The organism is Streptomyces sp. NPDC049040 (genome assembly GCF_043197715.1).
Classification (GTDB): Bacteria; Actinomycetota; Actinomycetes; order Streptomycetales; family Streptomycetaceae; genus Actinacidiphila.
Map to the genome: position 1 here is coordinate 1 of NZ_JBICTO010000016.1, position 24,087 is coordinate 24,087.

General features: G+C 71.5%; 24 protein-coding genes. 14 read left to right on the forward strand and 10 right to left on the reverse strand.

The window, feature by feature from the left end; genetic code table 11:
• Positions 1-465 precede the first annotated feature (465 nt).
• A complete protein-coding gene (locus ACGFMP_RS29305; RefSeq protein WP_393676053.1) occupies positions 466-1,284 on the reverse strand; it encodes an Ig-like domain-containing protein in 819 nt (272 codons plus the stop codon).
• Between ACGFMP_RS29305 and ACGFMP_RS29310 the strand changes: the two genes are divergently transcribed.
• Entirely contained in the window at positions 1,271-1,777 is a 507-nt protein-coding gene (locus ACGFMP_RS29310; protein WP_393676054.1) for a hypothetical protein, read from the forward strand. The two genes, ACGFMP_RS29305 and ACGFMP_RS29310, sit on opposite strands and share 14 nt — an antisense overlap.
• Positions 1,778-2,222: 445 nt before the next feature.
• Here ACGFMP_RS29310 and ACGFMP_RS29315 read toward each other — a convergent pair whose 3' ends face one another.
• Positions 2,223-2,477, reverse strand: coding sequence for a Txe/YoeB family addiction module toxin (locus tag ACGFMP_RS29315; protein ID WP_251490148.1), 255 nt, complete (start codon positions 2,475-2,477; stop codon positions 2,223-2,225).
• Positions 2,474-2,755 carry a type II toxin-antitoxin system Phd/YefM family antitoxin gene (locus tag ACGFMP_RS29320; protein ID WP_393676055.1) on the reverse strand — a complete coding sequence of 94 codons (282 nt, stop codon included), beginning with the start codon at positions 2,753-2,755 and terminating at the stop codon, positions 2,474-2,476. The genes ACGFMP_RS29315 and ACGFMP_RS29320 overlap by 4 nt, the downstream gene beginning before the upstream one ends.
• A 576-nt stretch (positions 2,756-3,331) precedes the next feature.
• Between ACGFMP_RS29320 and ACGFMP_RS29325 the strand changes: the two genes are divergently transcribed.
• Both ACGFMP_RS29325 and ACGFMP_RS29330 read left to right on the forward strand, forming a co-directional pair.
• Positions 3,332-3,718, forward strand: coding sequence for a CPCC family cysteine-rich protein (locus ACGFMP_RS29325; protein ID WP_393676056.1), 387 nt, complete (start codon positions 3,332-3,334; stop codon positions 3,716-3,718).
• Between the two features lie 97 nt (positions 3,719-3,815).
• Complete coding sequence (locus ACGFMP_RS29330) at positions 3,816-4,508, forward strand: tyrosine-type recombinase/integrase (protein WP_393676057.1); 693 nt, start codon at positions 3,816-3,818, stop codon at positions 4,506-4,508.
• A gap of 107 nt (positions 4,509-4,615) precedes the next feature.
• Here the strand turns inward: ACGFMP_RS29330 and ychF are convergent, their stop codons facing one another.
• Positions 4,616-5,704, reverse strand: coding sequence for a redox-regulated ATPase YchF (gene ychF / locus ACGFMP_RS29335; protein WP_393676058.1), 1,089 nt, complete (start codon positions 5,702-5,704; stop codon positions 4,616-4,618).
• A gap of 176 nt (positions 5,705-5,880) precedes the next feature.
• Here ychF and ACGFMP_RS29340 point away from each other — a divergent pair, with 176 nt between their 5' ends.
• Positions 5,881-6,456 carry a DUF6542 domain-containing protein gene (locus tag ACGFMP_RS29340; RefSeq protein ID WP_393676059.1) on the forward strand — a complete coding sequence of 192 codons (576 nt, stop codon included), beginning with the start codon at positions 5,881-5,883 and terminating at the stop codon, positions 6,454-6,456.
• On the opposite strand, the gene ppgK is transcribed toward ACGFMP_RS29340, so the two are convergent.
• From ppgK to ACGFMP_RS29355, 3 genes are all read right to left on the reverse strand, one after another.
• Positions 6,377-7,120 carry a polyphosphate--glucose phosphotransferase gene (gene ppgK, locus ACGFMP_RS29345; RefSeq protein ID WP_393676060.1) on the reverse strand — a complete coding sequence of 248 codons (744 nt, stop codon included), beginning with the start codon at positions 7,118-7,120 and terminating at the stop codon, positions 6,377-6,379. The two genes, ACGFMP_RS29340 and ppgK, sit on opposite strands and share 80 nt — an antisense overlap.
• 72 nt (positions 7,121-7,192) lie before the next feature.
• Entirely contained in the window at positions 7,193-8,188 is a 996-nt protein-coding gene (locus ACGFMP_RS29350; RefSeq protein WP_393676061.1) for a 4-hydroxy-3-methylbut-2-enyl diphosphate reductase, read from the reverse strand.
• Positions 8,189-8,242: 54 nt separating this feature from the next.
• Positions 8,243-9,292 (reverse strand): hypothetical protein, encoded by a 1,050-nt coding sequence (locus ACGFMP_RS29355; RefSeq protein ID WP_393676062.1) that lies wholly within the window; start codon positions 9,290-9,292, stop codon positions 8,243-8,245.
• 110 nt (positions 9,293-9,402) lie between these two features.
• On the opposite strand from ACGFMP_RS29355, the gene xseA reads away from it, so the two are divergent.
• From xseA to ACGFMP_RS29370, 3 genes are all read left to right on the forward strand, one after another.
• Entirely contained in the window at positions 9,403-10,617 is a 1,215-nt protein-coding gene (xseA, locus tag ACGFMP_RS29360) for an exodeoxyribonuclease VII large subunit (RefSeq protein WP_393676063.1), read from the forward strand.
• A 154-nt stretch (positions 10,618-10,771) separates the two neighbouring features.
• On the forward strand, positions 10,772-11,050 hold the full coding sequence (locus tag ACGFMP_RS29365; protein WP_393676064.1) for an exodeoxyribonuclease VII small subunit: 279 nt from the start codon (positions 10,772-10,774) through the stop codon (positions 11,048-11,050).
• 177 nt (positions 11,051-11,227) lie between these two features.
• On the forward strand, positions 11,228-11,821 hold the full coding sequence (locus tag ACGFMP_RS29370; protein ID WP_393676065.1) for a malonic semialdehyde reductase: 594 nt from the start codon (positions 11,228-11,230) through the stop codon (positions 11,819-11,821).
• A 40-nt stretch (positions 11,822-11,861) separates the two neighbouring features.
• On the opposite strand, the gene ACGFMP_RS29375 is transcribed toward ACGFMP_RS29370, so the two are convergent.
• The gene (locus ACGFMP_RS29375) at positions 11,862-12,401 is read right to left on the reverse strand and encodes a DUF4245 domain-containing protein (protein ID WP_393676066.1); all 540 of its coding nucleotides are present in this window, start codon (positions 12,399-12,401) and stop codon (positions 11,862-11,864) included.
• Positions 12,402-12,570: 169 nt separating this feature from the next.
• Here ACGFMP_RS29375 and glpX point away from each other — a divergent pair, with 169 nt between their 5' ends.
• The gene (gene glpX / locus ACGFMP_RS29380; protein WP_393676067.1) at positions 12,571-13,602 is read left to right on the forward strand and encodes a class II fructose-bisphosphatase; all 1,032 of its coding nucleotides are present in this window, start codon (positions 12,571-12,573) and stop codon (positions 13,600-13,602) included.
• A gap of 83 nt (positions 13,603-13,685) precedes the next feature.
• On the opposite strand, the gene ACGFMP_RS29385 is transcribed toward glpX, so the two are convergent.
• Both ACGFMP_RS29385 and ACGFMP_RS29390 read right to left on the reverse strand, forming a co-directional pair.
• On the reverse strand, positions 13,686-14,015 hold the full coding sequence (locus tag ACGFMP_RS29385) for a WhiB family transcriptional regulator (RefSeq protein ID WP_235001883.1): 330 nt from the start codon (positions 14,013-14,015) through the stop codon (positions 13,686-13,688).
• A 999-nt stretch (positions 14,016-15,014) separates the two neighbouring features.
• A complete protein-coding gene (locus tag ACGFMP_RS29390) occupies positions 15,015-15,722 on the reverse strand; it encodes a DUF1707 domain-containing protein (RefSeq protein WP_393676068.1) in 708 nt (235 codons plus the stop codon).
• A gap of 212 nt (positions 15,723-15,934) precedes the next feature.
• On the opposite strand from ACGFMP_RS29390, the gene ACGFMP_RS29395 reads away from it, so the two are divergent.
• The 6 genes from ACGFMP_RS29395 to ACGFMP_RS29420 all read left to right on the forward strand — a co-directional run bounded on the left by ACGFMP_RS29395 (position 15,935) and on the right by ACGFMP_RS29420 (position 24,072).
• A complete protein-coding gene (locus ACGFMP_RS29395) occupies positions 15,935-17,590 on the forward strand; it encodes a fumarate hydratase (protein WP_393676069.1) in 1,656 nt (551 codons plus the stop codon).
• A gap of 136 nt (positions 17,591-17,726) precedes the next feature.
• Complete coding sequence (locus ACGFMP_RS29400) at positions 17,727-18,623, forward strand: YhjD/YihY/BrkB family envelope integrity protein (RefSeq protein ID WP_393676070.1); 897 nt, start codon at positions 17,727-17,729, stop codon at positions 18,621-18,623.
• A 65-nt stretch (positions 18,624-18,688) separates the two neighbouring features.
• The gene (locus ACGFMP_RS29405; RefSeq protein WP_393676071.1) at positions 18,689-20,098 is read left to right on the forward strand and encodes a class II fumarate hydratase; all 1,410 of its coding nucleotides are present in this window, start codon (positions 18,689-18,691) and stop codon (positions 20,096-20,098) included.
• A 23-nt stretch (positions 20,099-20,121) separates the two neighbouring features.
• Complete coding sequence (locus tag ACGFMP_RS29410; protein WP_393676072.1) at positions 20,122-20,877, forward strand: DUF402 domain-containing protein; 756 nt, start codon at positions 20,122-20,124, stop codon at positions 20,875-20,877.
• 278 nt (positions 20,878-21,155) lie between these two features.
• Positions 21,156-21,812 (forward strand): class I SAM-dependent DNA methyltransferase, encoded by a 657-nt coding sequence (locus ACGFMP_RS29415; protein ID WP_393676193.1) that lies wholly within the window; start codon positions 21,156-21,158, stop codon positions 21,810-21,812.
• A gap of 184 nt (positions 21,813-21,996) precedes the next feature.
• A complete protein-coding gene (locus ACGFMP_RS29420; protein ID WP_393676073.1) occupies positions 21,997-24,072 on the forward strand; it encodes a SpoIIE family protein phosphatase in 2,076 nt (691 codons plus the stop codon).
• Positions 24,073-24,087 lie beyond the last annotated feature (15 nt).

Consider the following 24,087-nt stretch of genomic DNA (forward strand, 5'->3'; position numbering starts at 1 on the left):
CCGGTGGCCGTCTCTCTATGCGGGCACCAACCCGGACACCGGGACAAACCCCCGGATCAGGTCCAACCCGCTACACCACTTCCAAGGACGCAACCGCGGCCCGTCAGCCGAAGGACAGCAGCTCACCGCAGACTTGCGGTGATCGCTGCACGGACCATCACCACCGGACCGGACATGCGCCGGTCCTCCCGGACGGGCAATCCACAAGTGCGCGTACGGAGCGATCCCGTAGCTTCGGTTGGCACCTCGGCCCCGGTCACCTGGTGGCCTGAGTGAGACAGCCGTCGAAGACGCGCTGGAAGGCGAGGAGGGGGCGCCTTCCAGCGCGTCGCTTTGACGATGCGAGGCCCTGCGGCCTCCCGCCGCGACCAGCCGCGTCGGCACGGACGGCGGCCGTCCGACGCTCGCCCGGATCCGCTACACCGGATTGCCGAGGCCATCGGCAAGGACGGGTGGACGGGACTGTCAGGCGGTGGTCGGGGTGGTGAGCTGGCCGAGCCCGCTCGCGCTGGGAGAGATCCAGGTGCTCCAGTCGGTCACGTCGTAGTCGGCGTAGCCGTTGTCCGCCGGGGCGGCGGGGCTCGCGGAGCCTGTGATGGTGACGGGGTCCCCCTGGCGGGCGAAGGCAAAGAACCATTGCGCGTCGGCCATCGACAGGTGGACGCAGCCGTGCGAGCCGGCGCTGTGGCCCGGCTGCGGGTCGCCGTCGGAGTAGTGCACGTACGTTCCGGAGGTCGTCAGTTCCACGGCGAAGGGGTAGTAGTCGTGGTAGTAGTCCGGATCGCTCTTGCTGCAGGCGATGTGGACGCTGCACGAGTCCATGAGCACCTTTCGTGCCTTGCCCATGACCGCCATCGTCCCGGTCCACGAGGGGTACTTCGCGCTGCCGGCGTCGATCGGAAACGTCTTGGTCACCGCGCCGTCGCGATAGACCTTCATCAGGTGCTGGTCCGCGTAGACGTGCACCTCGTCGTCCGAGCCGACGGTGAAAGAGTGCCGGTAGGAGTGGACGCCGTAGCGTCCGTTCCCGTCGCCCACTCCGGCGAGTTCCGCGTCAAGGGTGACCTTCGTCCCGGTGGGCCAGTACGCCTTGGGGCGGAAGTCCACCCGCCGGGAGCTGAACCAGTGCCAAGCGCCGGTCACCGGGGTCGAGGTGGTGAGTTCCAGGTGCTTCTCGATGTCCGCGCGGGCCGAGACGGCCACCGCCTTGCTGAAAGTGACGGAGATCGGCATCGCCACCCCCACGGTCGTACCGCTCTGCGGTTCGATGGTGTCGAGCAGCATCTGCGGCCGCTGCAGCGTCGCCGATCTCGTCGGCAGCGAAGGCTTCGACGCGGGGCCGGTGCTCGCCTTCGCCGTACCGGAGGAGGCCGCCGATCGGGACCCGGAGGAGGGTGAGTCGCCACCACAGCCGCTCACACCCGCCACCAGCGCTGCCGCCAGCACAGCCACACTGATGATCCTGTTAGCTCGTTTCACGGTGCCGCCCGCCCCTGCGCTCGCACTGTTGTACCCCACACGGACCTGGACACCATCCGCGCCACTTCGGTTCCGCACCAGCCTCACCCGTCGAGTCGGAACGCATTCGGGGCGCTCCCGGCCTGCGGTGGATCGCCGGTCGCAGGCAGAACACGGCTCCTTCACCCCGGAAGAAATCGCCGCCGCCCGCGCGGACTTGGCCGGCGCCGACGCCGAGTACCTCAGCAGCCCGGGAGCCACCATGTACGGGCCGAGCAGGTACAACCAGAATCGCAGGTTGGGATCGGTCACCCGGTAGCGGCGATCCTTCGACGGCCTCAGCGAAACGGGCAGCTCTGCGGCGACGATCCGCTTGTCCGTAAGCAACTCCATTGCTCGCCGCAGCGGCGTGGCCCCGATTCCGCCGGCCGCCCATCGCGCACTCGCACCGCCGGTCGCAGCGCAGGCAGCCCCACTGCGCAACGGTCCGCACCCAAGACGCCGGGCGGATCCGACATTCTGCGGACCACTGCGGACCACAGGGCAGCACAAATCGCTTCCTGTGCAGGTCAGGCCTCCGCCGAGCACACGGTCAGACGTTGAAGCGGAACACATCCGGGCCGGACCTGACCTGCGGCGGAGCGCCGATCATGGCTCCGACCAGGTATGTCTGTGCTGGCGTGCGTTGGCTGCCGACGGTGGTTTACGGGCGTCCTGCGGACTGTCTGCCGGACTGGCCGAGGTGGACCTTCGAGGGAGGACGATCAGTAGTGGTAGCGGGCGGCGAGGATGATGACCTCTTCGTCCGTGACGAGGTAGACGAGGCGGTGCTCGTCATCGATCCGCCGTGACCAGGCGCCCGCCAGGTGATACTTCAGCGGCTCGGGCTTGCCGATTCCCGTGAAGGGATCACGCTTGACGTCCTCGATGAGCTTGTTGATCCGGGCGAGCATCTTTCGGTCGTTCTTGAGCCAGGACGTGTAGTCCTCCCAGCCCTGGTCCTCGAACACGAGCCTCACCCGGCGCCCTGCCCCGCATCCGCCGCGTCAGGGTCGATCAACTCACGCTCGGAGAGGTTTATGCGACCGAGAGCGTTCTCGTAGGCCTTGAGGAGGCGGCGGGCATTCGCAGGCGAGCGAAGAAGGTAAGAGCCCTCACGCAGGGCAGCGTAGTCCTCAGCGGAGACGAGCACGGCATTCCCGTGCTTGGAGACGATCTCGATGGCCTCGTGATCGTCGTTGACCTTCTTGATGAGCGGGAACAGATCCTTGCGAGCCTCGCTCGCGGTGATGGACATGACAGGAAACCCTTCGATGAGTGGTACTGAATAACGTACCACTCTCGGGGTCAGTCGAGCAGAGGGAACAGCTGAACAGCACCGCAGAGAATCCAGTACAAGGCACCACGCGAACGACTGGGCGTTCTGTCCGGGGAGGCGTAAGGCAGCTGCCGAGCGCCAGCCAGGGCGACGTCATTCAGGGTGCGCATGCCACACCTCGGTCGTGACCCCATGGACACATTCACCCAGCGGTCCATTCACTCAGCGCGCGCCCCGGTATCGGCCACGGCGCCAGGCGAATCTGAAATCCTGCGGACCGCTGCGGACTGCAAGGCAGCACAAATCGCTTCCCCGCAGGTCAGGGCACCCGTAGGTACTCGATCACACGTTGAAGCGGAACACATCGGAGCTGGGCCTGACCTGTGGCGGAGCGCCGATCATGGCTCTGACCAGGCGTTCCGTCGTTGGCGTGCGTCGGCCTCCGATGGGGGTTTACGGGCGTCCGCGTCCTGCGGACTGCTTGCGGACTGGTCGGGTGTGCCGCTCCAGAGAAATCCGTGGCACACCGGCCGGGTGTTCACCGAGACTGCGTTGGTGAGAGACCGCCACCCCTGTCCCTGCTGCGGGCACCGCGTGCTCGACGAGATGCCTGGCTCCTACGAAATCTGCCCCGTCTGCTTTTGGGAGGACGACGGGGTCCAGTTCCGCTGGCCGACCACGGCCGTCGGCGCCAACAGGGTCTCCCTGATCGAGGCCCAGCGGAACTACCAGGACTTCGGTGCCTGCGACGAGCACGGCCGCCGGTACGTCCGTCCGCCGGCCGAGAACGAACCGCTCGACCCCGCCTGGCGCCCCATCGACCTGACGCGTGACTCCTTTGAGGACTGGGACGCCGAGGACCGGGCTCCGTGGCCCGACGACCGCTCGGTTCTCTGCTGGTGGCTCGCCACATTCTGGCGTCGCGGCCGCCCTCTGCCATGACGCCGGCCTCACGTCCACACACAAGCTCGCAGCCAGCACGACACGGACCGTCTTCAACACCGTCAACGCCGTCTTCCGTGCGGCCGTCCGCGACCGCATGATCCCCGACAACCCGTGCAGTGGCGCGAAACTGCCCGCCGTCCCCCGAACGCGCATCGTGCCGCTGGCCGTCGAAGAGATACGGACCCTGTCCAAGCAGATGCCCGGGCGCTACAAGGCCCTGGTCCTGCTGGGCGCCGCGACCGGCCTACGGCCCGGCGAACTCTTCGGGCTCCAACTCCGTCACATGGACCTGCTCCACGCGACCGTCTCGGTTGACCAGCAGATCCAGCAGGCAGCGGGTCACGGCGTGTACGTCGGGCCCCCGAAGACCACGCGCTCGCACCGCACAGTGCCGCTGCCGAAGATGGCCGGGGACGCCCTCAAAGCACACCTGCGAGACTTCCCCGTAGCCAGCGCGGAGGGCTGGCTCTTCACGGCACCGCAGGGCGGACCCATCGTCTACACCCACTTCATGGACCACGCCTGGCGGCCCGCCTGCGCCAAGGCCGGCATCCCGAAAGGCACCGGCCCCCACGCGCTACGCCACCACTACGCCAGCCTGCTCATCAAGCACGGCGAATCCGTAAAAACCGTCTCCGAGCGCCTCGGCCACACCAACGCGGCCATGACGCTGAACACCTACACCCACCTATGGCCCGACTCCGAGGAACGGACCCGGGCCGCTGTCGACAAGGCGTACGCGGACCGCCCCGACGAGGGCGACGCGCAAGCCCCCGAGGCGGCGTAGCCACTCCCCCGTACTGACGACGCGTCAGTGCGCTTGCGGACTCGGCGCGGACCGCAAAGCCCGCCCCACACCTCCGCCGCAGGTCAGACGGCCTACCGCCCGCGCAGCTACACGTTGAAGCGGAACTCCACCACGTCGCCGTCCTGCATCACGTACTCCTTGCCCTCCATGCGGGCCTTGCCCTTGGCGCGGGCCTCGGCGACGGAGCCGGTGGCCACGAGGTCGGCGAAGGAGATGACCTCGGCCTTGATGAAGCCCTTCTGGAAGTCCGTGTGGATGACGCCGGCCGCCTCGGGGGCGGTGGCGCCGCGCTTGATGGTCCAGGCGCGGGATTCCTTCGGGCCGGCGGTGAGGTAGGTCTGGAGGCCGAGGGTCTCGAAGCCGACGCGGGCGAGGGTGGCGAGGCCGGGTTCCTGCTGGCCGACGGACTGGAGCAGTTCGAGGGCCTCGGCGTCGTCGAGCTCGGCGAGGTCGCTCTCGAGCTTGGCGTTGAGGAAGATCGCCTCGGCCGGGGCGACCAGGGCGCGCTGCTCGTCCTTGAAGGCCTCGTCGGTCAGCTCGTCCTCGTCGACGTTGAAGACGTAGAGGAACGGCTTGGTGGTGAGCAGGTGCAGCTCGTGCAGAAGGGTGCCCTGCTCGGTGCCCTTGGTGATGCCGTGCGAGAAGAGGGTGTCGCCGGCGGCCAGGATGGCCTGGGCGGCCTCGGCCGCGGCCAGGACGGCGGCCTTCTCCTTCTGGAGGCGGGCCTCCTTGGTCAGGCGCGGGATGGCCTTCTCGACGGACTGGAGGTCGGCGAGGATCAGCTCGGTGTTGATGGTCTCGATGTCGTCCTTGGGCGAGACCTTGCCGTCGACGTGGACGACGTTCTCGTCCTTGAAGGCCCGGATGACCTGGCAGATCGCGTCGGACTCGCGGATGTTGGCCAGGAACTTGTTGCCCAGGCCCTCGCCCTCTGAGGCACCGCGGACGATGCCGGCGATGTCGACGAAGTCGACGGTGGCGGGCAGGACGCGGGCCGAGCTGAAGATCCCGGCGAGGGTGTCGAGCCGGGCGTCGGGGACGCCCACCACGCCGACGTTGGGCTCGATCGTGGCGAACGGGTAGTTGGCCGCCAGCACGTCGTTCTTGGTCAGGGCGTTGAAGAGCGTCGACTTGCCGACATTCGGCAGACCGACGATTCCGATGGTGAGCGACACGTGGCGACTTCCCGTAGCTTCCCGTAACGAGGCCGGCGTCCGCAGCCCGGATGCCGGCCGCCAGTCTACGGGGCCGGGGCGCACCACCCGGCCCGGCTTCGAACACGGGCGCCCAGCCGGGCGAAATTCCGGGTCGGCTGCACGGTTTCCCGGAGCCGGGCGCCTACGTTGGGTGAGTGGATCAACACAGTGCGCGACCGAGCGGCTCCGCTGCCGCTCCTGCCCCGGCACCAGGCGGGGAGGCGGCCGCGGGGGTCTACCCCGGGCCGCGGGGCGCACCGGGAAAGCCCGCGCACCCGGTCACCGCCCTGGTCCGCCGGTTGCGGGCCGCCCAGCCCAGGCCGCGGCTGACCGGCCTCGGCACCGGCCTGCTGGTCACCGTGGTGACCGTGCTGGCCGGCACCGTCGACGCGATGCTCTTCGACGGCCCCGGCGTCTTCTTCGGCGTCGCCTTCGTCGCGGTGAGCGCGACGGCGGCGTTCTACGTGCGGCCGTACGACCTGGTGGCGGCCCCGGTGGCGGCGCCGATCGCCTTCGCCGTGGGCATCGGGCTGACCGGCGACAGCGGGGACGGCAGCCTGGCCGGGCACCTGCTGGGCCTGTTCACCGGGCTCGCGCTGATGACCGGCTGGCTCTACACCGGCACCGTGCTGGCCGCGCTGATCGTCGGGGTCAGAGCTTTGCGGCTGCCATCGCGGCGCCGACGATCCCGGCGTTGTTCTGCAGCTCGGCGGGGACGATCTCCGCGCTGAGCCCGTGGCCGTGCAGATACGGCAGGAACTTCTCGGACTTGCGGCTGATGCCGCCGCCCAGCACGAACAGGTCGGGCGAGAACAGCATCTCGACGTGCGCCAGGTACTTGCGCAGCCGGTGCGCCCAGTGCTCCCAGCTCAGGTCCTCGTCCTCGCGGGCCTTGACCGAGGCGCGCTTCTCCGCGTCGTGGCCGTGCAGCTCCAGGTGGCCGAGTTCGGTGTTGGGCAGCAGGCGGCCGTCGACGAAGACGGCGCTGCCGATGCCCGTGCCGAGCGTCAGCACGATGACGGTGCCGCCGTGCCCGCGCCCGGCGCCGAAGGTCATCTCGGCGACGCCCGCCGCGTCCGCGTCGTTGAGCACCATCACGGGCAGGCCGAGGCGGTCGCTTATCGCCTTGCGGGCGTCGAGGCCGACCCAGGCGGCGTCGACGTTGGCGGCGGTCCTGGTCACGCCGTCCCGCACGACCCCGGGGAAGGTCACCCCCAGCGGTCCCGACCAGCCGAAGTGCGTCACGACGTCGTGCACGCCGTCGATCACGCCCTCCGGGGTGGCCGGATGCGGCGTCAGTACTTTGTACCGCTCGTCCGACAGGTCGCCCTTGTCGAGGTCGACAGGGGCGCCCTTGATGCCCGTACCGCCGATGTCCACACCGAACACGTTCATGACCTCCAGGCTAGAGGCGGGCCGCGGGCCGCACCTCTCGTAGCTCCCCCCGTGGGAGGCGCGCGGACATACTCACCCCTTGGCAGATTCCCCGGTCAGCGCTTCGGCACGCAAGTCCCGGCGCAGTTCCTTGGGCAGCGAGAACTGGATGGACTCGCGCGCCGAGGTGACGATCTGGACATCCGCGAACCCGCGCACCGCCAGCCACTCCAGCACCTGGTCGACGAGGATCTCCGGCACCGAGGCGCCCGAGGTGACGCCGACCGTGCCGACGCCTTCGAGCCAGCCCTCGTCGCACTCGTCGGCGAAGTCCACCAGGTACGACGCGCCGGCGCCGGCCTGGAGGGCGACCTCGACCAGCCGGATGGAGTTCGAGGAGTTGCGGGAGCCGACCACGATGACCAGGTCGGCGTCGGCGGCGATCTGCTTGACCGCGACCTGGCGGTTCTGGGTGGCGTAGCAGATGTCGTCGCTCGGCGGCGAGAGCAGGTTGGGGAAGCGCTCCTTGAGCGCGTCGACGGTCTCCATCGTCTCGTCCACCGAGAGCGTCGTCTGGGACAGCCAGACGACCTTCGACTCGTCCCGGACGCTCAGGTCCGCGACGTCCCCGGGGCCGTCCACCAGGTGGGTCCGCTCCGGGGCCTCGCCCATGGTGCCGATGACCTCCTCGTGGCCCTCGTGGCCGATGAGGAGGATGTCGTAGTCGTCGTTCGCGTAGCGGACGGCTTCCTTGTGGACCTTGGTCACCAGCGGGCAGGTCGCGTCGATCGAGGCCAGCTTGCGGCGGTCGGCCTCCTCGTGGACGACCGGGGCGACGCCGTGCGCGGAGAAGATCACGATCGCGTTCTCCGGCACCTCGGCGGTCTCGTCGACGAAGACGGCGCCCTTCTTCTCCAGGGTCTGCACGACGTACTTGTTGTGCACGATCTGCTTGCGCACGTAGACAGGGGCGCCGTACTGCTCGAGCGCCTTCTCGACGGTGATCACGGCACGGTCCACGCCTGCGCAGTACCCGCGGGGGGCGGCGAGCAGGACGCGGCGGCTGGTTTCGGTCGTCATGCGGTCCATCGTACGGTGGGTGCCCGGCGCGTTCGGGGGCGGTCGGGGGGCGTGTGGAGGCGGTCAGGAACTCGCGCCGATGAGGTAGGTGTCGCCGCCCAGCTGGACGGGCTTGCCCGCGGCGGGCACCGAGATCACGTCGAGGCTCGCGTAGCGGCTGCGGACACCGGTCTGGTCGCCGTGCAGGTAGGCCGTGGTGGCGCCGCCCGGCACCACCGTGCAGGTGTCGGGGCGGGTGGAGAACTCCAGCTTCACGAAGTAGGAGGTCGAGGCCACCAGGGCGCCGCCGTCCGCGGCCTTGAGCGCGTAGACGTCGGGGTACTTGGTGTACGCGCTGTCCCACTTGTCGCCCGCGGCCTCGTAGTCGGTCCGCAGGCAGGTCTTGTAGCGGCCCCAGTGGTCGTTCCGCGTCGTGTGATCCTTGACCGCCGCACGCCTGACCGCCGAGTCGGCGAGTCGCCCGCCGGCCTTGGCGCCGCCGGAGGCGCGCAGGTCGGCGACGGCGCCGCCGAGGCCGGACAGGTCGGTGGCGCCCACGGTCGCGTCCGGCGCGACGACGACGGGGGCGCCGTCGGAGCCCTTGGCCAGGGCCGGCAGCGTGCCCTTGTAGTTGTCGGCCACGACCATCTTCCAGTGACCGCCCGACTGCTGCTGGAAGACGATCACCTGGAGGGTGTTGCCGGTGTCGGCGCTGGCCATGAACCAGGAGCCGGTGGAGGGGATGAAGAACTGCCGCCGGGAGTAGGTGAACGGCTCGTAGTAGCCCTTCCTGTCCTTGGCCGACAGCTTCGGATACTGCTTGTAGGCCGCCGAGTCCTCCTGAAACAGCGCGCCGGCCTCGATCGTGCCGAGCTTCGCGGTGTCCTGCGTCGTGTTGGCCTCGTTGTTGATCTTCTGGTAGTTGTCCAGGACGGCGTTGGCCTGCGCGACCGTGATGATCGGAGCGGCGGCCGCCTTGTCGCCCTTGTCACCGGTCCTGGCGTCCTTGGCGTCCTTGCCCGAGGCGGTGGCGGAGGCGGCCGGCTTGTCGCCGCCGCCGCTCCCCCCGCAGCCGGCTGCCAGCAGGCCGGCGGCGGCGAGGCCGACGGAGATGGTCACGATGCGCCTGTTCATGGTCGTTCCCCCGGAAGATTTCGTACGGGCGTCGTAGCTTGTACGACTGTAGTCCCGGCGTCCCGCACGGTTGCCCCCGGGGTGTCGGGGGGCGGCGCTATGGTCGGGGAATGGCTCTCAGCACCTCGGCGGACACGCCGATCCCGGTCGGCGAGGTGTCCCGGCTGATCGGCGGATGGATCGACCGGCTCGGCGCGGTGTGGGTCGAGGGGCAGATCACCCAGCTGTCCCGGCGCCCGGGGGCGGGCGTGGTCTTCCTGACGCTGCGCGACCCCTCGCACGACGTCTCGCTGAGCGTGACCTGCTTCCGCGGCGTCTTCGACCAGGTCGCGGACGTGGTCGGCGAGGGTGCGCGGGTGGTGCTGCACGCGAAACCGGAGTGGTACGGCCCGCGGGGCAGCCTGTCGCTGCGGGCGGTGGAGATCCGCCCTGTGGGGGTGGGCGAGCTGCTGGTGCGGCTGGAGCGGCTGAAGAAGCAGCTGGCCGGCGAGGGGCTGTTCGCGCTCGACCGCAAGCGCCCGCTGCCCTTCCTGCCGCAGCTGATCGGCCTGGTCACCGGGCGCGCCTCGGCGGCGGAGCGGGACGTACGGGAGAACGCTCGGCTGCGCTGGCCCGCGGTGCGCTTCGAGGTGCGCAATGTGCCCGTGCAGGGCGCGAGCGCGGTGCCCAAGGTCGTCGAGGCGGTGCGGGAGCTGGACGCGCACCCCGAGGTCGACGTGATCATCGTGGCCAGGGGCGGCGGCAGCGTCGAGGACCTGCTGCCCTTCTCGGACGAGCAGCTGGTGCGCACGGTCGCCGACTGCGTCACACCGGTCGTCTCGGCGATCGGGCACGAGCCCGACTCGCCGCTGCTCGACCTGGTGGCCGACCTGCGCGCGTCCACACCGACGGACGCCGCCAAACGTGTGGTGCCCGACGTTCGCGAGGAGCTCGCCAAGGTGCAGCTGGTCAGCGACCGGGCGCTGCGGGTGATCCGCGGGCTGCTCGACCGGGAGGAGCGGGGCCTCGAAGCGGCGCTGAGCCGGCCCTCGATGGCGGCGCCGCACCGGATGATCGACGACCGGGCCGCCGAGGTGGCCGACCGGCTCGACCGGGGCCGCCGCTCGCTGCGGCACGCGCTCGACCGGGCGGACGCGGACCTGTCGCACACGCTGGCCAGGGTGGTGGCGCTGTCCCCCGCGGCGACGCTGCGGCGGGGCTATGCGGTGCTCCAGCGCGCGGACGGCGCCGCGGTGCGCGACCCGGCCGACGTCGCCGAGGGCGAGACGCTGCGGGCGCGGGTGGCGGCGGGCGACTTCACCGTACGGGTGGCCGGCGGCGGGTGAACCGGGCGGCCGGGCGCGTGCAGCGGGTGGGCGTGCGGGCGCGGGCCGCCGGCGGGGGCGCGCGCACGGGCGCGGGCTGCCGCCCGGGCGGGTGTGCGGGCCGGGGTCCTGCGGCTGAGCGGGGCTGTCGGCGGCCGCCCGTAGGCTGGGCGCCATGGCAGCAGACCAGGACACCACCACCGCCGCGCTGGGGTACGAGCAGGCCCGCGACGAGCTGATCGACGTCGTGCGCCGGCTGGAGGCGGGCGGCGCCACGCTCGAGGAGTCGCTCGCGCTGTGGGAGCGGGGCGAGGAGCTGGCGAGGGTGTGCCGGCACTGGCTCGAGGGCGCGCGCAGGCGGCTGAACGCGGCACTCGCGGCGGAGGAGGAGGCGGACGCGGCGGCGGACGCCACGGGCGAGGAGGGCGGGGATCCGGACGGCGCGGAGGCTTAGCACCCGCCGGGGGGCGTAAAGTACCAGCTCAAAGCCCTGGACCTGGTCCTGGACCTGACCCTTGGACCTGTGACTTGGTTCACAGTTGAAAGCGGAATGGTTGAGCTTTCACGGAGGTTGGATTCGTTGTCCCGCACACGGGACTGTGTACCGATCCACTCCCCCCAGAGGTATTCCATGACGCTCGCACTCGACCCCGCCGCCCAGGACCTCCTCTTCCGCGAGGCCCGCACCGCGAACACCTTCACCGCGGACCCGGTGGCCGATGAGCAGGTCCAGGCGATCTACGACCTCGTCAAGTACGCCCCCACCGCCTTCAACCAGCAGCCGCTGCGGGTCGTGCTGGTCCGCTCCGCCGAGGGCCGCGAGCGCCTGGTGCAGCACATGTCCGAGGGCAACCAGCCGAAGACCTCGACCGCCCCGCTGGTGGCGATCCTCGCCGCGGACAACGAGTTCCACGAGGAGCTGCCCGCGCAGTTCCCGGTCTTCCCGCAGGCCAAGGACGTCCTCTTCGGCGAGCGCCCGGTGCGCGAGCGGTCGGCCGCGTTCAACGCCGCGCTCCAGGTCGGCTACTTCATCATCGGCGTGCGCGCCGCCGGCCTCGCCGCGGGCCCGATGACCGGCTTCGACGCCGACGGCATCAACAAGGAGTTCTTCGCGGACGGCGAGCACTCGGTGCTCGCCGTGGTGAACATCGGCAAGCCGGGCGAGAACGCCTGGTACCCGCGCAACCCGCGGCTGTCCTACGACGAGGTTGTCACGACCGTCTGAGTCGCACCGGCCGGGCGAAGGCCCGGCCCGGAAACCGGTCTCACCGGCCGCCGCGCTCGCGGAGCGCGGCGGCCATCTGCGTGAGCTGGCCGTCGGGCCCGGTGCCGAGCACGATCGTGGTCACACCCTGCTCCTTGCGCACCAGCGCGTCGTACCGCTTGCCCGCCCAGCGCTCCCAGACCTGGCCGCCGGCGGAGACCGTACGCGTGCCGTCGCGGTGCGCGCCGAGCGTCACCTCGGCAATGAACGCGTCAGGGTCGCCGTTGCTCTGCTCGATGGCCACGTACTGCTGCTCGGGGTCGACGAAGCCGAGGTGCCAGGTCACCTTGTGCGGATCGGCCGCGCTGTAGGTGACCGAGGTGGGCCGCCACCGGGCGCCCAGACCCTCGGGCCCCGCGACCTTGTACGGCGCGTCCCGCCTGGCCTGCCCGAGCTCCACCGAATAGGTGATCGGCTTGACCGGGTCGGCCTTGGAGTCATGCGGGATGAACAGGTAGATGACCGCGACGACGACACTGAGAACCGCCAGGGACAGGAAGAGGTCCTTCACCGTCTTGTTGCCACGCTTGTCTGCTGCCACGCATCCATGGTCCCCCATGCCCCGCAGTGCCCCGACCACCGGGTCGCGGGACCCCGACACCCGGCCGCCATCTGCTCATGTGACAAGCACCCTGCTCATATTCGCGCGAACCAGATAGGGTCGCAGGACCCTCATATCCGGCCGTCCTCGTACAGAAAGGTGCGCTGCGATGACCGAACAACACCTGCCCCCCGCGCTCGAAGTGAGCCCCGAGGCACCCGACCGCAACCTCGCCCTCGAACTCGTCCGCGTCACCGAGGCCGCCGCCATGGCCGCCGGGCGGTGGGTCGGGCGCGGCGACAAGAACGGAGCGGACGGCGCCGCGGTCAAGGCGATGCGGACCCTGGTGCACACCGTGTCGATGAACGGCGTGGTGGTGATCGGCGAAGGCGAGAAGGACGAAGCGCCGATGCTCTTCAACGGCGAGCGGATCGGCGACGGCACCGGTGCGGAGTGCGACGTCGCCGTGGACCCGGTCGACGGCACCACGCTCACCGCCAAGGGCATGCCCAACGCCGTCTCGGTGCTCGCGGTCGCCGACCGCGGCACGATGTTCGACCCCTCGGCGGTCTTCTACATGGACAAGCTCGTCGCAGGCCCGGAGGCGGCCGAAGTCGTCGACATCACCGCGCCGCCGTCGGTCAACGTCCGCCGGGTCGCCAAGGCCAAGGGCAGCGCGCCCGAGGACGTCACGGTCGTGGTGCTCGACCGGCCGCGGCACGACGCCATCGTGCGGGAGATCCGGGAGACCGGCGCCCGCATCAAGTTCATCGCCGACGGCGACGTGGCCGGCGCGATCATGGCGGTACGCGAAGGGACCGGCGTCGACCTGCTGCTCGGCATCGGGGGCACACCGGAAGGCATCATCGCCGCCTGCGCGGTCACCTGCTTGGGCGGCATCATCCAGGGCAGGCTCTGGCCGAAGGACGACGAAGAGCGGCAGCGGGCACTGGACGCCGGGCACGACCTGGACCGGGTGCTGGAGACCAAGGACCTGGTCAGCGGTGACAACGTCTTCTTCGTGGCGACCGGCGTCACCGACGGCGAGCTGCTGCGCGGAGTGCGCTACCGGCGCGAGACGGCCACCACCTCATCACTGGTGATGAGGTCCAAGTCCGGCACCATCCGGCAGATCGACTCCGAGCACCGGCTGTCGAAGCTGCGGGCCTACAGCGCGATCGACTTCGACCGGGCACGCTGAGCCCCGTCCCCGCGCTACCCCCTGCCCGGGTGGCCGCGCCCCGAGCGCGCGGCCACCCGGACAGGACGTGAACCGCCGCCCCGTCAGCCCGCGACGGCTATACCGGCCGCGGGGCGCTGGAGTTCGACCTCGCGGCGGCGCCTGCGGGCCAGGACCACCCGGCGCTCGGCCGCCGTCATACCGCCCCACACGCCGTACGGCTCCGGCTGGAGCAGGGCGTGTTCGCGGCATTCGAGCATGACGGGGCAGCGGGCGCAGACCCGCTTCGCCGCCTCCTCCCGGGCCAGCCGGGCCGCGGTGGGCTCCTTCGACGGTGCGAAGAACAGCCCCGCCTCGTCACTGCGGCATGCCGCCTCCGAGTGCCAGGGACCGCCCAAGTCGCGTGGATGACCTGGTGGAGTGGCGGGGTCCATGACGGGCTCGATCGGTTGAAGCACGGGAAACTCCTGACGACGGCTCGTGGTGTCACGCTGGCCCGCGCCGACTGCTCCCCGTGCGCAGCGTGCGGCGGCGGCAGCGCGGCGGCGTGTCCCGTTCCCCTACCCGCTGTGCGCGACTTCATGCGCACCGTGTTCACCTACGGTCACGCACCGATACCCCCGCTGACCTGGGCGTGGCGTGAACACGCAGCACAGGTGGCGCACACACGCCACACTCCCCCCTCCCTCCCCAACCGCCCCACACCCCCCGCCACGGGCGCGGCCCGGCTCCCCTCCAGCGGGGGTTCACCCCTCCCCGCCCGCGGTGCTGCCACGGCTCCCCTCCGGCAAGAGGTCAACCCTCCCCGCCCGCGCGGCTGCTGCGGCTCCCCTTCAGGGAGGGTCAACCTCCCCGGGCGCGGGGGTGCTGCGGCTCCCATTGCGGAAGGGGGCAGCCACCTAGGGGCGCGGGGAACTGCGCGCGCAACCGGCCACCGGCCGGTGGTCCGTGTACGACAGCAACAGCCCCTTTGGGACGGTGACGACCCGCACCCCCGGTGGGGGCTGGTCGCGCAGTTCCCCGCGCCCCTGGGGTGGCGGGGGTCCGTCACCACACGACTGCCGTCCATGGCTTGGCGCGCCGTTCCTCGCGCCCCTGGGGTGGCGGGGGTCCGTCGCCACACGACTGCCGTCCGTGGCTTGGCGCGCAGTTCCCCGCGCCCCTGGGGTGGCGGGGGTCCGTCGCCACACGACTGCCGTCCGTGGCTTGGCGCGCCGTTCTCCCCCAGGGCTTCGCCTGGGGGTGCCCCCACGCGCCCCTGGCGGTGGTTGCCGTACCTCGTCACACGACGGTGGGTGGGGGTTGCCCGCACCCCCGGCGGGGTTGCCGTATGTCGTCGCAGGACGGCAAGCAGGGGGTCGCCCGCGCACGCAGGGGCCTGGCCGTCGACGGCGAAGGGCCGCGGCGCACCCGGGAAACCGGGCCCGGAAGGCCTATTTACGGGTCCAGTCTTTGATCTTCTTGCCCCGCTTCGCCTTCGCCTCGACGCCGCCCCAGAAGGCCACTCCGTCCACCCGGACGACGGGTGCGCCGGGGTCGGTGGACTCGTAGGCCTTGATGTCGGAGCCGCCCATGATGCCGATCACGCCGCCGCCGCGCAGCGTCACGTTCTCCGGCAGCCTGATGCTGACTCCGCCCATCACGGCGGTGCAGTGGATGACCAGTTCCGGCGCGGTGAAGGTGGCCTCTGACAGGTCGATCTCGACGCCGCCCATGATCGCCACCGCGGTGATCTTGTGGCCGACGCGCCAGCGGCCCTTGCGCTCGGCGCCGCCGAGGATGCCGACCAGGTTCGGGTTCTCGCCGCTGCCGTCGCCGGCGTATCCGCGGGGCAGGGGGGCGGGCGCGGGGGACGTCGTACGCCCGGACGGCAGGTCGCGTACCAGCGGCTCCAACTCGCCGAGGGTCTTGGCCGCGTAGACCCGGTCGAGGCGCTCGGAGTGCTCGGTCGAGTCGAGCCGGCCCTCGGCCAGGGCCTCGCGCAGGATGTCGGCGATCCGGTCCCGGTCGGCGTCCGACGCGCGCAGGTCCACCTCGCCGGGGGTCCCGGTGGCGGGCTGGGCCGCGACGGCCGTCTCCGCCGGGCGCTGTGCGGGCTCTACGGGCTGCTGCGCGGGCTTCTGGAGCTGCGATTCATCCACCGATCCACCGTACACAGACGCGATAGATCGCGACTACCCCGAGAACGGCCGGAGCTGACCCGCATCCGACCCTTAGGGGTCGGCCGGCGACCGGCCGCCGGAAGCCAGGGTCGCGGCGGCGGTGAGCCCTACCTCACAGCCGTACCGCCGCACTCACGCTCGTATGCTGGACACGCTTCAGCGACGACGCAGCCGAGTGAGGAATGCCCCTTATGCCCGAGTTCGAATATACGGATCTGCTCCCTCTCGGCGAGGACACCACCACGTACCGCCTCGTCACCGCGGAGGGGGTGAGCACCTTCGAGGCCGGCGGGCGCACCTTCCTCACCGTCGAGCCCGAGGCGCTGCGCCGGCTCGCCGCCGAGGCGATGCACGACATCTCGCACTACCTGCGCCCGACCCACCTCGCGCAGCTGCGCCGCATCCTGGACGACCCGCAGGCCAGCCCCAACGACCGCTTCGTGGCGCTCGACCTGCTCAAGAACGCCAACATCGCGGCGGCCGGCGTGCTGCCGATGTGCCAGGACACGGGCACGGCCATCGTGATGGGCAAGCGCGGCCAGCAGGTGCTGACCTCGGGCGGTGACGAGGAAGCGCTCTCCCGCGGCATCTACGACGCCTACACCAAGCTCAACCTGCGCTACTCGCAGATGGCGCCGCTGACCATGTGGGACGAGAAGAACACCGGCTCCAACCTGCCGGCGCAGGTGGAGCTGTACGCCACCGACGGCGGCGCGTACAAGTTCCTCTTCATGGCCAAGGGCGGCGGCAGCGCGAACAAGTCCTTCCTCTACCAGGAGACCAAGGCCGTCCTGAACGAGGCCTCGATGATGAAGTTCCTCGAGGCGAAGATCCGTTCGCTGGGTACGGCCGCCTGTCCGCCCTACCACCTGGCGATCGTGGTCGGCGGCACCAGCGCCGAATTCGCCCTCAAGACCGCCAAGTACGCCTCCGCGCACTACCTGGACGAGCTGCCCGCCGAGGGCTCGGCGGCCGGACACGGCTTCCGGGACAAGGAGTTGGAGCAGAAGGTCTTCGAGCTGACCCAGACCATCGGCATCGGGGCGCAGTTCGGCGGCAAGTACTTCTGCCACGACGTGCGGGTGGTCAGGCTCCCCCGGCACGGCGCGTCCTGCCCGGTGGCCATCGCCGTGTCCTGCTCGGCCGACCGGCAGGCGCTGGCGAAGATCACCGCGGAGGGCGTCTTCCTCGAACAGCTGGAGACCGACCCGGCGCGCTTCCTGCCGGAGACCACCGACGAGCACCTGGACGAGGACGTCGTCCGTATCGACCTCAACCGGCCGATGGACGAGATCCGCGCCGAGCTGACCAAATACCCCGTCAAGACCCGGCTCTCGCTGTCGGGCCCGCTGGTCGTGGCCCGCGACATCGCGCACGCGAAGATCAAGGAGCGGCTCGACGCGGGTGAGGAGATGCCGCAGTACCTGCGCGACCACGCCGTCTACTACGCGGGGCCCGCAAAGACCCCCGAGGGCTATGCCTCCGGCTCCTTCGGCCCGACCACGGCGGGCAGGATGGACGCCTACGTCGAGCAGTTCCAGGCGGCGGGCGGCTCCTTGGTGATGCTCGCCAAGGGCAACAGGTCCCAGCAGGTCACCGACGCGTGCGCCGCGCACGGCGGCTTCTACCTCGGCTCGATCGGCGGCCCCGCGGCGCGCCTGGCCCAGGACTGCATCAAGAAGGTCGACGTCCTCGAATACGCCGAACTGGGCATGGAGGCGGTCTGGCGGATCGAGGTGGAGGACTTCCCCGCCTTCGTCGTGGTCGACGACAAGGGCAACGACTTCTTCACCGATCCGGCACCCGCCCCGACCTTCACCTCGATCCCGCTGCGCCCGGGCGCCTGACCCGGGGCCTCCCGAGGCGCGCCACCACCCTTTGCGGGCCCGCGAATTGGGGCGTAAGGGGTGGTCGCGGGGGCCGAGTTGCGCCGGGGGGAGGTTGGCCGGTATCCACAGCGGTGACGCTGGGGAGGGTGGTGCCATGGCCGGGCTGATGAGCGCCTGGAAGCGGTCCGCGGCCGGGCGGCTGTGGAAGCAGGCCACGCACATCGAACTGATGCACCGTTCGATGGGGTTCGCGGCGCTGGGTTTCGTGACGCTGATGCCGCTGCTCGTGGTGGTCGCGGCGGCCACGCCGTGGGAGCACAGACCCGGGTTCGCGCAGTGGGTCGTGGACGGCATGGGGCTCGACGCGGACGGCTCGCACAGCGTGCGGACGCTCTTCGCCGCGCCCAGGACCGTGCTGAGCGCCACCAGCGCCTGGAGCCTGGCGTCACTGGCGTACTTCGGGCTGACCTTCGTGGCGAGCGTGGAGACCGGCTACCGCAAGATCTGGGACCTGCCGTCGGGGCCGTGGCACCGGGACTGGCGGCGGGCGGTGTGGCTGGCGGTGCTGACCGCGTACCTGTTCAGCGAGTCGCAGAGCGCCGCCGCCATGGGCAGCGGCCCGGTGCGCGGCATCGCGAGGATCACCATCACCTTCGGGCTCGGCGTGGCCTTCTTCGCGTGGGGACAGCGCTTCCTGCTCGGCGGCAAGGTCGATGTCCGCACCGCGCTGCCGGGGGCGGTCTTCACCATGCTGGGCCTGGCCGGGCTGCGGGTCTTCTCGCACTTCTTCTTCGCCCAGCTGATGGTCAGCAACGGCGACGCGTACGGCCCTGTCGGCACCGTGCTGACGGTGGTGACCTGGCTGGTCGGCGTCGGCTTCGTGGTCTTCGGCGGCGCGCTGCTCGGCCGGCACGTACGGGACGTGCGCATCCTGCGGCGCGGTGCGGAGATCCCGCGGCCGCGGCGCCAGGAGGGCTGGTACGAGGAGCCGGAGGAGGCCACGCCGGGGGTGCGCTGGCGCTCCGACGGCGCGGGCGGCGCGATCGACTGAGGCGCCGCCCCGCGGTTTCGCGGTGCCCGGGAACACATCGGGTGTTCCCGGGCACTGTTATAGGTATGAGCGAGAGCGACGCGACCACGGACGGCGGCTACCGCACCGAGCACGACTCGATGGGCGAGGTGCGGGTGCCCGCCGGGGCGAAGTGGCGGGCGCAGACCCAGCGGGCGGTGGAGAACTTCCCGATCTCGGGCCGCCGCCTCGAGCGGGCCCACATCGAGGCGCTGGCGCGGATCAAGGCGGCGGCGGCGAAGACCAACGGGGAGCTCGGCGTCCTGGACAAGGACGTGGCGGAGGCCGTGGCAGAGGCGGCAGGGGAGGTCGCGGCGGGCCGCTGGGACGACCACTTCCCCGTGGACGTCTTCCAGACCGGTTCCGGCACCTCGTCCAACATGAACGCCAACGAGGTCATCGCGACACTGGCGACCGAGCGGCTCGGCCGCCCGGTCCACCCCAACGACGACGTCAACGCCAGCCAGTCGTCCAACGACGTCTTCCCCTCCTCCCTGCACATCGCGGCGACCGCGGCCGTCACCGGCGACCTGATCCCGGCGCTCACTCGTCTGGCGGAATCCCTGGAGGGCAAGGCGGCGGAGTTCGCCGGCGTCGTGAAGGCCGGGCGCACCCATCTGATGGACGCCACGCCGGTGACGCTTGGCCAGGAGTTCGGCGGCTACGCGGCCCAGGTGCGGTACGGCGTGGAGCGGCTGGAGGCGTCGCTGCCCCGGCTGGCGGAGCTGCCGCTCGGCGGCACCGCGGTGGGCACCGGCATCAACACGCCGCCCGGCTTCTCGGCCGCGGTGATCGCCGAGGTGGCGCGGGCCACCGGGCTGCCGCTGACCGAGGCGCGCGACCACTTCGAGGCGCAGGGCGCCCGGGACGGCGTGGTGGAGATGTCGGGCCAGCTGCGGACGATCGCGGTGGGGCTGACGAAGATCGCCAACGATCTGCGCTGGATGGCGTCCGGCCCGCGGACCGGGCTCGCCGAGATCGCGCTGCCCGACCTCCAGCCGGGCTCGTCGATCATGCCGGGCAAGGTCAATCCGGTGGTGCCGGAGGCGGTGCTGATGGTGGCCGCGCAGGTGATCGGCAACGACACGACGGTGACGGTGGCGGGCGCGGCGGGGAATTTCGAGCTGAACGTGATGCTGCCGGTGATGGCGCGCAATGTGCTGGAGTCGGTGCGGCTGCTGGCCAATGTCAGCCGTCTGCTCGCGGACCGCACGATCGACGGGATCACGGCGAACGTCGAGCGGGCGCGGGAGTACGCCGAGTCGTCGCCTTCCGTCGTCACCCCGCTGAACAGGTACATCGGCTACGAAGAGGCCGCGAAGGTGGCCAAGCGGGCGCTGGCGGAGCACAAGACGATCCGCCAGGCGGTGATCGAGGGCGGCTATGTGGAGCGCGGGCTGCTGTCCGAAAAGCAGCTGGACGACGCACTGGACGTGTTGCGTATGACCCGTCCGTAACACGTGATCCGTAAGCTCTGTTCATGACAGCCCATACCGAGACGGGGACCGCGACCCCGGCAGGAGAACCGCAGGGGCGCTTCTGGGCGCCCGGTGACCAGGTGCTGTGGCGCTATCGGGGCAACGGTACGGACGCGGTGCACATCGCACGTCCGGTGACCGTGGTGCGCGACGACGCGGAGGTGCTCGCCGTGTGGATGGCGCCCGGCACGCCGGTGGTGCGGCCGGTCATCGCGGACGGCACGCCGGTGCACCGCGAGCCGCTGGCGACCCGCTACGTCAAGCCGCGCACCACCCGGGTGGAGAACTGGTGGGGTGCCGGCGTCCTGAAACTCGCCCGTCCGGGTGAGCCGTGGTCGGTGTGGCTGTTCTGGGATCAGGGGTGGCGGTTCCGCAGCTGGTACGTGAACCTGGAGGAGCCGCTGCGCCGCTGGTCGGGCGGGGTGGACTCGGAGGACCACTTCCTGGACATCGCGGTGCACCAGGACCGCAGCTGGCGCTGGCTCGACGAGGACGAGTTCGCCCAGGCGCAGGCCGACGGCCTGATGCCGATGGACCTCGCGGTGCGGGTGCGGGCGGCGGGCCTGCGGGCGGTCGACGTGATCAGGGCCTGGGGTCCGCCCTTCTGCGACCGCTGGCAGGATTGGCGGCCCGACCGGCGGTGGCCGGTGCCGGCGCTGCCGGCCGACTGGGACCGGCCCGCGGACGGGCTCGGCGAGCGGCCGGAGGACCGCGGCGGCGACCGGTTCGCTGTCCGGCCCGCGAGACGATCCGCCTGAACCCCTTGTTGCACCCTTGACCGTCAACCGTAGGATCGGTCTCCGGAGCATCGCACAAACGCCGGTCACGGCCTAGAGTTTGACGCCGCGTCACCGGCGTGCCCGGTGGACGCCGGCTGCGGTGCGTCGCGGTGCCCGCACGGACGCACGGCCCGCACCAGCCCATCACCATCCGAGAGCAGTCAGGGAGGCCCTGAGCAGTGGGAACCGGCGGCGACGAGCGCGGTGGGACGGCGCGGAGCACGGACGGCACCCCGGTCGGTGCCGCCGATCAGGTCATCCCGGCCGACGACCGGCCGTGGGGCCGGGCGGAGCAGGCCGCGGCCTTCGACGCGATCGGCGACCGGTACGACGAGGCCTTCCCGCACAAGGAGGGCCAGCTCGCGGCCGGTGCCTGGCTGGCGGCCACGGTGCCGCCCGGGTCCCGGGTGCTGGACCTCGGCTGCGGCACCGGGCTGCCGACCGCGGGCCAGCTGGCCGACGCGGGGCTGCGGGTGGTGGGCGTGGACCTGTCCGCCGGGATGGTCCGCAGGGCCGGGGCTAACGTGCCGAAGGCGGAGTTCGTGCAGGCCGACATCGCGAACCTGCCGGCCGGCGAGCCGCTGGCGGCGGGCGCCTTCGCCGGGGTCGCGGCCTTCTTCTCGCTGCTGATGCTCCGCCGTGCCGAGATCCCGCCCACCCTGCGGGCGATCCACGGGCTGCTGGAGCCCGGCGGGCTGCTGGCGCTGTCGATGGTCGAGGCGGATGTGGACGATGCGCCGATCCCGTTCCTCGGTCACACGATCCGGGTATCGGGTTATCTACGGGACGAACTGCGACAGGTCGTCACGGATGCGGGCTTCGACGTGATCGAGGAGGATGCGTACGCGTACGCGCCTGCCAGTACGGACGTACCGCCCGAGCAGCAGATCTTCCTCCGCTGCCGACGCGGGTGAGACGCCGCGAGCATCCGCGACGCGGCCATCGGCGCGGGAACGACCGTACGGACGACCACAGACACCACCGCAGACACCGCCACATGCACGAACGCAGGTAGGAACACACGCAGGACGCAGACACCGAACAGGCCCGAGCCCGCCGCGGCCAGCGCGTGGCGCACAGACGGATGGAAAGACTCGCGTGACCACCGACCCGCCCCGCCCACCCAGGCACCCCGCCGCGCCTGCGCCGGACCCGCGTGGCGGCTACAGCCTGCCGGAGAAACCGAAGGACGACGTGACGGAGCCGCTGACCGGCCCGCTGCGGCCGGGGCCCGCGGACACCGCACGGCGCCTCGACCACGACAGGACCGACCCCGACGAGGGCCGCGCGGGGCCGGATCTGGGCACGGCGGGGCCGCACCATGACCAGCGCCCGGGCGAGGAGTCGATGACGGCGCTCGTCAGCACCCCGCCCCGCGGCATCCCCATCGAGGCGACCGGGCACCCGGCGGACGAGGAGTCGGCGGGGATGCGTATCCCGATGCCGGCGCAGACCGGCCCTGAGGCCGACAGGCTCCGCTACGTCGGTGCGGCCACCCGGCGGATCGCCCGCGGCGTGGACCTCGACGAGATCCTGCTCGGGCTGTGCCGCTCCGCGGTGCCCGCCTTCGCCGACGCGATCCTGGTGTACCTGCGCGAGCCGCTGCCGGTCGGCGACGAGCGCCCGTCGGGCCCGCTGCGGCTGCGGCTGCGCCGCTCCGACGGCGGCCTCGAAGGCCCGTCGGAGACCGACGACGACGCGCCGGTCGGCGCGACCCCGCTGCTGCCCGCGCTGCTGCCGACGCTGGAGCCGTCGTACGGCGGCACGGGCGACTCCATCGGGGTGCTGCTCGACGGGCCGCTCGCCGAGGTGCTGCGCGGTGTGCGCCCGGTCTTCGCGGACTCCGTGCGGGCCGCTGACGCGCTGGCGGAGCTGCTCGGCCGCCCCGACGACCAGATCGGGCTGCCCACCGGCCGCCGGGCGCTGCTGGCGCCGCTGCGCGGCCGCCGCCGGGTGATCGGCGCGGCGGTGCTGCTGCGGCGCGCGGGCCGGGCGCCCTTCGAGTCCGACGACCTGCTGGTCGCCGCGCAGCTCGCCACGCACACCGCGCTCGGTGTGGACAAGGCGGTGCTGTACGGGCGCGAGGCGTACATCGCGGACGCGCTCCAGCGCGAGATGCTGCCCGACTCGCTGCCCCAGCCCACCGGTGTGCAGCTGGCCAGCCGCTACCTGCCGGCTGCCGAGTCCGCGCGGGTCGGCGGCGACTGGTACGACGCGATCCCGCTGCCCGGCAGCCGGGTGGCGCTGGTCGTGGGCGACGTCATGGGCCACTCGATGACGTCCGCGGCGATCATGGGCCAGCTGCGGACGACCGTGCAGACACTCGCGGGCCTCGACCTGGCGCCGCAGGAGGTGCTCTACCACCTCGACGAGCAGGCCCAGCGGCTCGGCCAGGACCGGATGGCGACCTGCGTCTACGCCGTCTACGACCCGATCGCGCACCGCCTGGTGGTGGCCAACGCCGGGCACCCGCCGCCGGTCCTGCTGCACGCGGACGGCCTCGCCGAGGTGCTGCGGGTGCCGCCCGGGGCCCCGATCGGCGTCGGGGGTGTGCCCTTCGAGGCAGTCGAGCTGCCGGCGCCCGCGGGGGCGACGCTGCTGCTGTACACGGACGGCCTGGTGGAGTCGCGCAGCCGGGACGTGTGGGGCGGCATCGAGCTGCTGCGGGAGCGGCTGCACGACGCCGCGTCCGTCGTCTCGCCGCCGCCGCTTGAGCCGCTGTGCGACGAGGTGCTGGAGATCCTCGGCCCCGGCGACCGGGACGACGACATCGCGCTGCTCGCCGCCCGCTTCGACGGCATCGCCCCGAGCGACGTCGCCTACTGGTTCCTCGAGCCGCAGGCGCAGACGCCGGGCAGGGCCCGCCGCCTGGTCCGCCAGGCGCTGCGCCGCTGGGACCTGGAGGACCAACTGGAGGCCGCCGAGCTGCTGGTCAGCGAGATCGTCACCAACGCGGTGCGGTACGCGGAGCGACCGATCACGCTGCGGCTGCTGCGTACGGACGTGCTGCGCTGCGAGGTCGGCGACGACGCGCCGCTGCTGCCGCGGATGCGGCACGCGGCGCCTGAGGAGGAGGGCGGCCGCGGCCTCTACCTCGTCAACCGCATGGCGCAGCGCTGGGGAGCCACCCGGTTGGGCGCGGGCAAGGTGGTCTGGTTCGAACTGCCCCTGTGACCCCGCCGCGCGCGG